The organism is Gordonia araii NBRC 100433 (assembly GCF_000241265.1).
Lineage (GTDB): Bacteria > Actinomycetota > Actinomycetes > Mycobacteriales > Mycobacteriaceae > Gordonia > Gordonia araii.
Genome location: NZ_BAEE01000060.1, coordinates 1 through 10,774, shown reverse-complemented (window position 1 = coordinate 10,774; position 10,774 = coordinate 1). Strand labels below are relative to the sequence as shown.

At 68.3% G+C, this 10,774-nt stretch carries 12 protein-coding genes and 1 riboswitch; of the genes, 5 read left to right on the top strand and 7 right to left on the bottom strand.

The annotated features are described in order from the left end of the window. Positions 1-501 (bottom strand): DEAD/DEAH box helicase (locus GOARA_RS11930; protein ID WP_007322636.1); only part of this gene is annotated, 501 nt, incomplete at its 3' end. A gap of 65 nt (positions 502-566) precedes the next feature. Continuing rightward, positions 567-685: riboswitch (cobalamin riboswitch) on the top strand. Positions 686-716: 31 nt separating this feature from the next. On the opposite strand from GOARA_RS11930, the gene GOARA_RS11925 reads away from it, so the two are divergent. The 3 genes from GOARA_RS11925 to GOARA_RS11915 are packed head-to-tail and all read left to right on the top strand — an operon-like array spanning position 717 to position 2,266. After that, positions 717-935: a CbtB domain-containing protein gene (locus GOARA_RS11925; protein WP_007322635.1), complete on the top strand. Its 219-nt coding sequence runs from the start codon at positions 717-719 to the stop codon at positions 933-935. 20 nt (positions 936-955) lie between these two features. After that, positions 956-1,792: a CbtA family protein gene (locus tag GOARA_RS11920; RefSeq protein ID WP_007322634.1), complete on the top strand. Its 837-nt coding sequence runs from the start codon at positions 956-958 to the stop codon at positions 1,790-1,792. 3 nt (positions 1,793-1,795) lie between these two features. Next, a complete protein-coding gene (locus GOARA_RS11915) occupies positions 1,796-2,266 on the top strand; it encodes a histidine phosphatase family protein (RefSeq protein ID WP_007322633.1) in 471 nt (156 codons plus the stop codon). 13 nt (positions 2,267-2,279) lie between these two features. Here GOARA_RS11915 and GOARA_RS11910 read toward each other — a convergent pair whose 3' ends face one another. Then, positions 2,280-2,861, bottom strand: coding sequence for an ATPase (locus GOARA_RS11910; RefSeq protein ID WP_007322632.1), 582 nt, complete (start codon positions 2,859-2,861; stop codon positions 2,280-2,282). After that, complete coding sequence (locus GOARA_RS11905; RefSeq protein ID WP_007322631.1) at positions 2,858-3,238, bottom strand: TA system antitoxin ParD family protein; 381 nt, start codon at positions 3,236-3,238, stop codon at positions 2,858-2,860. The genes GOARA_RS11910 and GOARA_RS11905 overlap by 4 nt, the downstream gene beginning before the upstream one ends. Positions 3,239-3,347: 109 nt before the next feature. On the opposite strand from GOARA_RS11905, the gene GOARA_RS11900 reads away from it, so the two are divergent. Then, positions 3,348-4,232 (top strand): type IV toxin-antitoxin system AbiEi family antitoxin, encoded by an 885-nt coding sequence (locus GOARA_RS11900; RefSeq protein ID WP_040523006.1) that lies wholly within the window; start codon positions 3,348-3,350, stop codon positions 4,230-4,232. A gap of 79 nt (positions 4,233-4,311) precedes the next feature. On the opposite strand, the gene GOARA_RS11895 is transcribed toward GOARA_RS11900, so the two are convergent. Then, entirely contained in the window at positions 4,312-4,794 is a 483-nt protein-coding gene (locus tag GOARA_RS11895; RefSeq protein WP_007322629.1) for a hypothetical protein, read from the bottom strand. A gap of 16 nt (positions 4,795-4,810) precedes the next feature. Beyond that, positions 4,811-6,016 carry a serine hydrolase gene (locus GOARA_RS11890; protein ID WP_007322628.1) on the bottom strand — a complete coding sequence of 402 codons (1,206 nt, stop codon included), beginning with the start codon at positions 6,014-6,016 and terminating at the stop codon, positions 4,811-4,813. A 70-nt stretch (positions 6,017-6,086) separates the two neighbouring features. Between GOARA_RS11890 and GOARA_RS11885 the strand changes: the two genes are divergently transcribed. Continuing rightward, a complete protein-coding gene (locus tag GOARA_RS11885) occupies positions 6,087-7,313 on the top strand; it encodes an acyl-CoA dehydrogenase family protein (protein WP_007322627.1) in 1,227 nt (408 codons plus the stop codon). Positions 7,314-7,331: 18 nt separating this feature from the next. On the opposite strand, the gene putP is transcribed toward GOARA_RS11885, so the two are convergent. Both putP and GOARA_RS11875 read right to left on the bottom strand, forming a co-directional pair. Continuing rightward, positions 7,332-8,876, bottom strand: coding sequence for a sodium/proline symporter PutP (putP, locus tag GOARA_RS11880; RefSeq protein WP_007322626.1), 1,545 nt, complete (start codon positions 8,874-8,876; stop codon positions 7,332-7,334). Between the two features lie 8 nt (positions 8,877-8,884). Beyond that, positions 8,885-10,774, bottom strand: a 1,890-nt coding sequence (locus GOARA_RS11875) for an aldehyde dehydrogenase family protein (RefSeq protein WP_007322625.1), incomplete at its 5' end; no start/stop codon positions are given.

The following is a 10,774-nucleotide window of genomic DNA, read 5'->3' as shown; positions in this document are numbered from 1 at the left end:
GACCTCGGCGAGGGTCTCGCGCGCCGAACTCGTGAGCATCAAGTACAGGGACTCCGGCGTGGTGATCAGGATGTCGGGCGGTGTGCGCACGAGCTGGCGCCGCGCGGCCGCCGGTGTATCGCCGGACCGGATGCCGACGCTGATCTTCGGCGGCGTGACGCCCGCAGCGGTCGCGGCGGCGGCGATTCCGGTCAGCGGTGCCCGCAGATTCCGCTCGACGTCGACGGCGAGCGCCTTGAGCGGCGAGATGTAGAGAACCTTCGTGCGCCGGGTACCGCCCGTCCCTGCTTTCGGCCCATCCGCGCTGGCCAGACGATCGATCGCCCACAGGAAGGCCGACAACGTCTTGCCCGATCCGGTCGGCGCGATGACCAGGGTGTGCTCGCCCGCGGCGATCGACCCCCAGGCGCCGACCTGGGCGGCGGTCGGGGCGGCGAAGGAGCCGGAGAACCACGCGCGGGTGGGCGCCGAGAAGCGGGCGAGCGCATCGGGGGCGGGCACGGTTCCATTGTTCCCGAACGGTCGGACAACACAATCAACGTCGGGGCACCTGCGCAGCGCGGACGGACTACAGTAAAGCGGTCAGCAGATGCGGGGAACCCGGTGCGAAGCCGGGACGGCCGCGCCACTGTGAGTCGCCGGGAGGCGGCGAGTCAGGACACCGCGCTGACAGACGTAGGAATGCGGACGCGTGATCCGCTGACGAAAGGACCGTTATGACCCAGGCGACTGTCGCCGCGCCGCGCTCGCTCGCGGTGCCCGATCTTTCCGCGCTCAGCACGGCACTGCTGCTCACCGCGACCGTGCTGGTGGCCACGCTGGCCTACTACTTCCTGGGCTACGACCAGGGTGCGGTCTCGGTCTTCGGGTCCGACACGCATATCCACGAATTCGTCCACGACGCCCGGCACTTCCTGGGCTTCCCCTGCCACTAAGAGCGGGGACGGATAACCACATGGAGCGCAAATTCATCGGTGCCGGGCTGTTCGCCGGCCTGGTCGCGGGAATCGTCTCGTTCGTCTTCGCCCGGATCTTCATCGAGCCGCAGGTCGCCAAGGCCATCGACTACGAGGGAGGGCGCGGCGCCGCGGAGGAGGCGCTGGCCGGGCACGCCGACCACGCCGCCGGCGGTCACCACCACGGCGAGGAGGCCGAACTCTTCAGCCGCTCGGTCCAGGAGAACATCGGCGCCGGAGTCGGCTCGGTCGTGTTCGCCCTCGCGATCGGTGCCCTGTTCGCTGTCGCCTTCACCCTGCTCTGGGCCTACGTCGGTCGGCGCTGGCCGTCCACCGACCCGCGAGCCGTCGTCGGGGTGCTCGGTCTTCTCGGCTTCATCGCGGTCTTCGGCGTGCCGTTCTTCTTCTACCCGGCGAACCCGCCGGCGGTCGGCGACGACGACACCATCGGCGCGCGGTCCGGCGCATTCCTGACGATCACGCTGGTCTCGGTCATCGCGATGATCGTCGCGGTGGTCGTGGCGCTGCAGCTGCGGGACCGGCTCGGCGGTCTGGGCGGTGCGACGGTCGCCGGTATCGGCTACCTGGTCGTGATCACCGTGGCGAAGCTGCTGCTGCCGGAGTTCCACGAAGTGCCCGAGGCGGTGAAGAACGAGCAGGGCGCCATCGTGTTCCCCGGCTTCCCGGGCGGCGTGATCGCCGACTTCCGCGTGTACGCCATCGCGAACCAAGTCGTGCTGTGGACGGTCCTCACGCTCGTGTTCGCCGCAGCCATTTCGGCGTTCATCCGCCGCAACGCGCAGTCGGCCGCCGACCTGGTCGACGCTTCGCGCTGACGCTTGTCCCGCGAACTGGTCGTCGCCGGGCGCACCGGACCCAACCATCTGGTGCGCTTCGGCGAGACCGCTACTCCGCTCGACGATCACGGTCGCAGGGACATCAGTGCGCTAGGGCAGGTGTCCGGCCCGGTCGTGTGCGGACCTGAGCTGGCCACGAGGGAGTCCGCATCGTTGCTGTCGGCGGCGGTGACGGTCGACGACGACTTGGCCACTCTCGACGTCGGGAGGTGGACCGGGCTGCTGCCCGAGCAGATTCCGGGAGCGGAACTGGCGGCATGGTTCGCCGACCCGCGGGAATGCCCGCACGGCGGCGAGACGGTCGCGGAGTTCGTCGCACGGATCAAGACGTGGGGGAGAGGCGAGTCGGACGTCCTCGTCGTCGCCGGTCCGGTCGCGCAGGCACTGCTGTGCGACGACGCATCGGCGTTCTTCGCGTCGCAGGTAGTGCCGGGTCGGCGGTATCTGCTCTGAGCAGGGGCGGGCGTCAGTCGAGCGGGTGCAATGACCGGATCGCCTCCGGCGTCCACGCCGGCCAGTCGGCGGTCATCGCGATGCCTGCCTCGAACTGGGCGACGAGTCGCATGGCGGCGCCGCTGTTGTCATACACGCGAGCTCGATCGACACGTTCGACGGCTTGCGCGGCTAATGGCCAGACCCGTTGGTACCGCTCGCGGACCTTCTTCTCGGGTACCGAATGTCCACCCGACTCGGTGCGGGTCAGCACGCGGAGGACGGCTAGTTCCTCGGGCACCATCACGACGTGCAACACGACCCGAAACCCGTGGTCGTGTGCGCGGCTGATCAAGTCCAGCTTCGACGGGTGGGAGAAGACCGTCTCGGCGATGAACGGCACGCGGGCTTCGATGAGCGCTTCGCGAGTGCGGGCCGCGATCTGAGCCGCCTCGTAGGACTTCGCTTCGGTGGCGTCGGGCCACCGCTGTAAGGCGATGTCGTCGGCGTTGACGTAGGTCGAACCCGGCAGCCGAGGAAGTAGAAACGTGTGGATCAACGAGGACTTCCCGGCGCCGTTGCAGCCGACGACGAGATCGAGCCGAGGCGACGTCACCGACCAGGCAGGATTCGCCGGGAACCGTCGGGAAGGTGTTCGACGAGGGCGCCGTCGTCGAAGGTCACCGACCGATGGCCCAGTGAGGCGCGCTCTTTCACGAAGTCGACCGTCGGCAAGGCGTTGTCAATGGCCGTATCGATCTCCGCGTCGAATACGACGGCTTCCTCGTGCGTGAGCTGCTCGCTCGGCAGCTTCCCTGCGAGTGCGGCCTCTACACGGCTACGGGCCGCGCTGGTCTGGTTGGAAACGGCCTGGCCGAGTCGTGCCCAGTGCTCAAGCTGCTGGCGCGCCGAGCGGTTCTCCCGCCGGCCAGCCCTCACCGCCTCGTCGAAGAGGTCGCTGGAGAAACGAGTCACGCGATCCGCTGCGGTCATGGGAGCCTCCTGTAGCACTATGCTACGCCGAACTAGCGCGACAAGTGCATACGACTTCGGCCGGAGTGATGCGGGGGAGCCGATTTACTGCCCGGTGCGTCTAAGGGACATGGAACACTCCGACGACACCCGTATTGTCCTGCGCGCCGATGCGCTGGCGGCGGGGATCACCGATCGGGAACTCGCCGCCCTCGACCGTCTCGCTCCGGGCTGCTACGTCCCTCGTTCGGACCGCCGGTTCTTTCCTGAGGAAAGGCACCGACTGGTCGCGATCGCGATGGCCGCCAAGAGCGGTGGAGTGCTGAGCCATCAGTCGGCTGCCGCGGTGCACGGTTTGGGCATGCTGAGCCCTGATTTCAAGCGCGTCCACTTCACGAGTGTCGGTGCGCACGGCAACATCCGCGGAATGCGGCACACCCACTCCGGTTTCCTGGCTGACGACGAGGTCGTAGTCGTGAACGGGGTCGAGGTGACGAGCATCGAGCGGACCGCCGTCGATGTGGCATGCGCGGCTCGGTTTCCCGGGGCATTGACGATCATGGACTCGGCACTGCGCGCAGGCGCGGACCGCGACCGGATGGAAGAGCTCTGCGCGGCCAGTCAACGACGCGGAATCCGTGTCGCGCGTCGAGCCCTGGTGCTGGGGGACGGTCAGTCGGCCAATCCGGGCGAGTCGTGGAGCCGCGCGCAGATGATCGCTGCGGGTTTGCCCCTACCGACCTTGCAGCGTGAGATGTGGATCGGTGGGAGGCAGTACTTTCTCGACTTTGATTTCGGCGGGCGTATCGACGGCGAATTCGACGGCGAGCGCAAGTACACCGAGCACCGTCGTCCAGGAGAAGACGCGGCGGCGGTGGTCATACGGGAGAAGAACCGGGAGAACGCGATCCGGTCGACCGGGATGCTCGTGGAGCGCTGGGACTGGAGCGACTTGCGCAGCGGCGCAATGATTCCGCGCGTGACGAAGGCTCTCAAAGCCTGCGGGCTGGTGTAGGTGCACAACAGCTACGGGTTTTCACAACTTCTACCGTTGCAACGGTAGAAGTTGTGAAAACCGGTAGCGGATGTGTCGGTCAGGCCTTTGCCTCGACGATTGCGTCGCGGACGGCTTCGAAACAGCCCGCGTCGTCGGGGCCGAGACCGACGAAGAAGGTGCCCGGGGCGCTGTTGTCGCCCGGGAATCCGCTGACGGTGAACCCCTCGTCCTCGATGGGGCCGAGCACCGGGCCGGGCGCGACACCCGCCTGCGACAACGGCACCGACAGCGCGCCCACGCCCCGCTTCTCACCGGCGGTCACGATGACGAGGTTCTTGGGCAGCAGGGCGAGCAGGACGTCGTGCTCGGCGTCGGGGTCCGCACTGTTGCGGCGGCGCCCCAGCTTGCGCCCGAACACCGATTTCGCCGGCAGGTTCACGCTGTGCGTCAACCAGAGGCGTGCCGAATCGTCGACGGTGAGCTGGTTGGCCTCGGCGTGCGCGACGAGTTCGGCCCGAACCCGCTCGGGGAGATCGGCCAGCGTCGCGGTCCGGGTCGATCGGCGGTACATCGGTTTCATCCGGACAACTCTAATGTCACGAACGCAGCGCCCGGTTGATCGTCGACGTGAGTGCGGCGTACCGCTTAGGGTCGTCGCCGCTCACCGGTTTGCCGCTGCTGACGATTCCGACGGCTAGTCGGCGCGACGGATCCGCCCACGTCACGATCTGCGTCAGGCCGGTGTTGCCGAAGGCGTGCTCGCTGTCGGCGCCGAACGGCCCGGAACGCTTGGCTCCCAACATGAATCCGGTTCCCCAGCGCAGCGGTGCTCCACCGGTGGCGACGTCGGGGCGCAGGCGCCTGCGCTGCCGGGTCGCATCGGGGATCGTCGACGGATCGAGTACCCGGTGCCCGTCGAGTTCGCCGCCGCGTCGCAGGAATTCGGCGAACCGCGACAACTCGAATGCGGTCGACACGAGATTCGACGACGGGACCACGTCGGTCAGGTATTCGCGGCTGTTGGAGATGGGGATGATGTCGGCCATCGTCCCGCCGACCGCCTTGCGGAAGACCGAGTCCATGAGCCCCGAGGAGGCGTGACCGGTCACGTGGCTCGGGGCGACGAGGGGCACGTCCTCGTCGTCGACGCCGAAGTTGTTCCACCGGAAGCCGAACGGGTCGAGGAACTCCCGCGCCGCGATGTCGCGGATGCTGCGTCCGGTCGCCGCGGCGACCAGCTCGCGCACGAGCGGACCCCAGGTGAGGCCGTGGTACATGTGCAGCGTGCCGGGCGGGTAGATCGGGCGCAGCTCGCGCAGCATGTTGCGGGCGTACTCGCTTTCACGCATGCGGCGCGGGTCGGGCTTGGGTCCGGTGAGCAGCGGAACGCCGGCCCGGTGTGTGAGGACGTGGTCGATGGTGGTGCGGCCCTTGCCGTGGGCGCCGTACTCGGGCAGGAAATCGGTCACGCGATCGTCCAAGCGCCACACCCCCCGCTCGACGAGGTGCAGCACGATGGCGGCGGCCAGTCCTTTCCCGGCCGAGTAGCAGCAGTAGGGCGTGTCGACGGTGACCGGGATCTGCTCGGCGTCGGGCGGGTCGGCCGGGCCGCCGCCCCACGCGTGGCCGACGGCACGGTTGAGGAGCACGCGTCCGTCGCGGCGGACGCACACCTGCAAGGCGGGCTGCTGACCCGCCCGATACCAGTCGAGCGCCGACGACCAGATCGCCTCGACCGCGCCGCGTTCCTCCCCGGTGTACTCCTCGTCGCCGATGTCGGTGAGTACCGAAAGGTCATCCATGGGCCCCAAGGGTAGTGACGCCTGGCACAATGGCCGTCAACTAGAACACGTTCTAACTCCTGGAGGCGCAATGTTTGAGTGGTCCGACGAAGATCTGATGGTGCGCGACGCCCTTCGCTCGTTCATCGACAAGGAGATCCGGCCGCATATCGACGAGCTGGAGACCGGCCAGCTGCCGCCCTACGACATCACCCGCAAGCTGCTGTCCACCTTCGGCGTCGACGCGATGAATCGCGAACAGCTCGAGAAGGAACTCGCCGCCGAAGAGTCCGGCGAGGAGAAGCCGAAGGGCGGTGGGGGAACGCTTGCGTCGTCGATGGCGCTCATCCTCAACATGGAACTCGCCGGTGTCAGCCTCGGGCTCGTCGGCTCGATGGGGGTCAGCATGGGGTTGACCGTGTCGACCATTCGCTCGCGCGGGACCCTGGCCCAGAAGAAGCGCTGGCTGCCCGAACTGGTCACCATGGAGAAGGTTGGCGCCTGGGCCATCACCGAACCCGACAGCGGGTCCGACGCACTCGGCGGTATGAAGACCACCGTGCGGCGCGACGGCGACGGCGGATACGTCCTCAAAGGACAGAAGACGTTCATCACCAACGGCCCTTACGCGGACACCATCGTCGTGTTCGCGAAGCTCGACGAGGGCGACAACACCCCGATGCGCGACCGCAAGGTGCTGACCTTCGTCCTGGACAAAGGGATGGAAGGGCTGACGCAGGGGAAGCCGTTCAAGAAGATGGGGATGATGAGTTCCCCGACGGGCGAGCTGTTCTTCGACGATGTCAAGCTTTCCGCCGACCGTCTGCTCGGCGAGACCGAGGACACCGGCAGCGACAAGCGCGGCGGCGACAGTGCCAAGGCCGGCTTCACCGCCGAGCGGATCGGGATCGCGGCGCTGTCGCTGGGCATCATCAACGAGTGTCAGCGGCTGTCGATCGACTATGCCAAGAATCGCAAGCTCTGGGGTCAGGAGATCGCCCAGTTCCAGCTCATCCAGCTCAAGCTCGCCGAGATGGAGGTCGCTCGGCTCAACGTGCAGAACATGCTCTTCGTCGCGATGGAGGCGATGAAGGCGGGCAAGCCGCCGACGCTCGCACAGGCCTCGGCGATGAAGCTGTACTCCTCGCGCGCGGCGACGGAAGTCGCGATGGAGGCGGTCCAGCTGTTCGGCGGCAACGGCTACATGGCCGAGTACCGCGTCGAGCAGCTCGCCCGCGACGCCAAGTCGCTGATGATCTACGCCGGCTCCAACGAGATCCAGGTGACCCACGTCGCCAAGGGGCTGTTGCGAGACTGAGCCGCGTCGACCCGCCGGTCAGTCGCGAGTCGCGACCGGTCCGGTTTCGGCGGCTTTGCCGGACCGGGCCAAACGCGCCGCCTCGTCGAACTCGGCGTCGATTTGCTCGGGTTCGCTGCGTTCGGTGTTCAGGCTGACGGCGATCGCGGCCAGAACGCTCGCGGCGAAGGCCGGCACGATCCCGTACAGGTGGTCGTCGAGGAAGCTCTGGCCCCAGGCGAAGGCTACGACCGCGCCAACGATGATGCCGGTCATCGCGCCCGCGGTGGTGAATCGGCGCCAGAACAGCGAGAGAATGATCGCCGGACCGAAGGCGGCGCCGAAACCGGACCAGGCAAAGGCCACCAGGTCCAGGATGCTGTTCGACGGGGAGAGGGCCAGCACGACGGCGATCACCGCGATCGTGAGGACTCCCAGTCGGCCTAGCCGCACGTAGGTGGCATCCGCGAGCGGGCGAGCGCCGCGTTTCTCGGCCACCAGCTTGTACAGGTCCTCGACGAGGGCCGACGAGCACACGATGAGCTGCGAGGAGATGGTGGACATGATTGCCGCGAGGACGGCGGCCAGGACCAGACCAGCGATGAACGGATGGAACAGTACCTGCGACATCGCCAGGAAAACCGTCTCGGCGTCGGCGGGTTTGTCGGCCGCGTGCACGTTGAAGTAGGCGATGCCGACGAGGGCGGTACCGACCGCGCCCAGCGCGCACAACACCATCCAGCCGATCCCGATGCGCCGCGCGGTCGGCGCGTCGGCGGGGGAGCGCAAGGCCATGAAGCGCACGATGATGTGCGGTTGACCGAAGTAGCCCAACCCCCACGCGGCCGCTGAGATGATCCCGAGCAGACTGCCGCCGGCGAAGAAGCTGAGCAGTGAGGGGTCGACGTCGCGGATCTGGTCGACCGTGACGCCGACGCCGCCCAGATCGACGATCCCGACCACCGGCACCGCGATGAGAGCGGTGACCACGAGCAACCCCTGCGCGACATCGGTCAGCGAGGCGCCCAGGAAGCCGCCGACCAGGGTGTAGAGCATGGTCACCCCGGCGACGATCAGCATGCCGACCGTGTAGTCGACCCCGAAGGCCGAGTCGAAGAACTTGCCCGACGCGACCATTCCGCTGGAGACGTAAAAGGTGAAGAAGACCAGAATGGTGACGCCGCAGGTGACCCGCAGCATGCGGGACCGGTCGTGCAGGCGCTTCTCGAAGAAGCTGGGAATGGTGATCGCGTCGTCGGCGACCTCGGTGTAGGAGCGCAGGCGTGGGGCGACGAGTCTCCAGTTCAGCCACGCGCCGACGACGAGGCCGATCATGATCCACGACTGGTCCAGCCCGCTGACGAAGATCGCGCCGGGCAGACCCATGAGTAGCCAGCCGGACATGTCCGACGCGCCCGCGCTCAGCGCTGCCACCCACGGCTTGAGCCCGCGGTCGGCGAGCATGTAGCCGTCCAGGTCATCCTTGGTCCTCAGGTAGGCGAACCAGCCGATGGCCACCATGGCTGCGAAGTAGAGGATGACGGCGGCGAGCTGGAAGGCATCGCCGTTGGTCGAGGCGGGCATGGGTTCTCCTAGGGGGCGAGTTCGGCGGCCAGTGCGTGAAATGCCGGGTCGGGGTTTCCGAAGCGGTGCAACGTGATCGAGACCGATTGTTCGGCGAGCCAGTAGCGCAGCTCGACCCGGCCCGACCCGGTGACGGCGTCATCGAGCAGGGCGACATCCGGGCGGGCGGCGACCGTCGCGCGCACCTCGTCGCCGACGCGGCCGACGACCCGGATGCGATGGTGGTCCGTCGACTCGATTCGCGACGCGAAGTCCGCGTCGTCCCCGATGTGGGTGACCCGTGTTCCGAAGTGACGTTCGGCGAGATTCAGGATCGCGTCGACTCCCGGTTCCGACCACGGGGTCGATACTTCGGGTGTGGCCCCGGCGCGGTGCGCGGCGACGAAGACGCGCGCCACGTGGGTCGGCGTCGCGTCGTGGCCGACCCGCACCAGCACGCTGCTCGGGCGGTACCGGAAGATGTTCGCCTCACTGTTGAGCTTCGTGTCGTCGCGGCCCGTGCCGAACTCGGTGCGCCACGCGACTTCGTCGTCGACGGCGGCGCGGCGCAGCCACGCGCTGTGCCGCGCGCCGAGCAGTGAATCCGCGTCGCACAGGAACGCGTCGACGGCCGCCGGTAAGTCGGCGGTCGCTTCCGCGGTGTGCGGGGCGTCGGACCAGCGGCCCATGAGCATGACGTAGTTGGGGCCGCCGGCCTTGGAACCGAGCCCCACGGACGACCGTTTCCACCCGCCGAACGGTTGCCGCCGCACGATGGCCCCGGTAATCCCGCGATTGACGTAGACGTTGCCCGCCGCGACGCGGTCCACCCAGGCGCGCACCTCGCGCGGATCCCGCGAGTGCAGGCCGGCGGTGAGGCCGAAGTCGGTGGCGTTCTGCAGGGCCAGCGCCTCGTCGAGGTCCGCTGCCCGCATGAGTCCGAGCACCGGCCCGAAACATTCGGTGAGGTGGAAGAAGGAGCCGGGTGCGACACCGTCCTTGATCCCGGGGGACCACAGGCGTCCGCTCTCGTCGAGCCGTCGAGGTTCCAGTAGCCAGCGTTCCCCCGGGTCGAGCCGGGTCAGCGCCCGCCGGAGTTTCTCGCCGGGCTCCTCGGTGAGCGGCCCGACGGTCGCCGAAAGGTTCGACGGCCAGTCGACGACGAGAGAGGATGCTGCGTCGATCAGCTGCCGGCGGAACCTGGGCGAGTCGTAGACGGCGCCGACGAGGATCCCCAGCGACGCGGCCGAACACTTCTGCCCGGCGTGCCCGAAAGCGCTGTGCACGAGGTCGGCGATGGCCAGGTCGCGGTCGGCGGCGGGCGTGATGACGAGGGCGTTCTTGCCGGAGGTCTCGGCGTTGACGGCCAAGCCGGGCCGCCACGACGCGAAACGGGCAGCGGTCTCGAAGGCGCCGGTCAGAATCACGCGGTCGACGTCCGGGTGACTGATGAGTCGTCGGCCGGCTGCCCCTTCGTCGGGGAACATGCCGATGCAGACGTCGCGCGGGACCCCGGCTTCCCACAGGGTTTCGAGCACGGCCATCGAACACCGCGGCGTCGACGCGGCGGGCTTGTGGATCACGGCCGCTCCGGCGGCCAGCGCGGCGAGCGTCCCGCCGGCCGGGATCGCGATCGGGAAGTTCCAGGGCGGCGTGACGACGATCAGCCGGTCCGGCGTGAACCGCGCACCGCTCACGTTTTCCAGCTCCACGGCGCGTCGGGCGTAGTACCGGGCGAAGTCGATCGCCTCGGAGACCTCCGGGTCGGATTGCGCCGCGGATTTGCCCGCCTCGGCGGCGGCGACGGCGATGAGGTGCCCCCGTCGCTTCGCCAGCAGCTCGGCGGCGCGTTCGAGGAGGGCGGCGCGCTCGGCGGCCGGACGGTCGGCCCAGCCGACGGCCGCTGCGCGGGCGCGGGC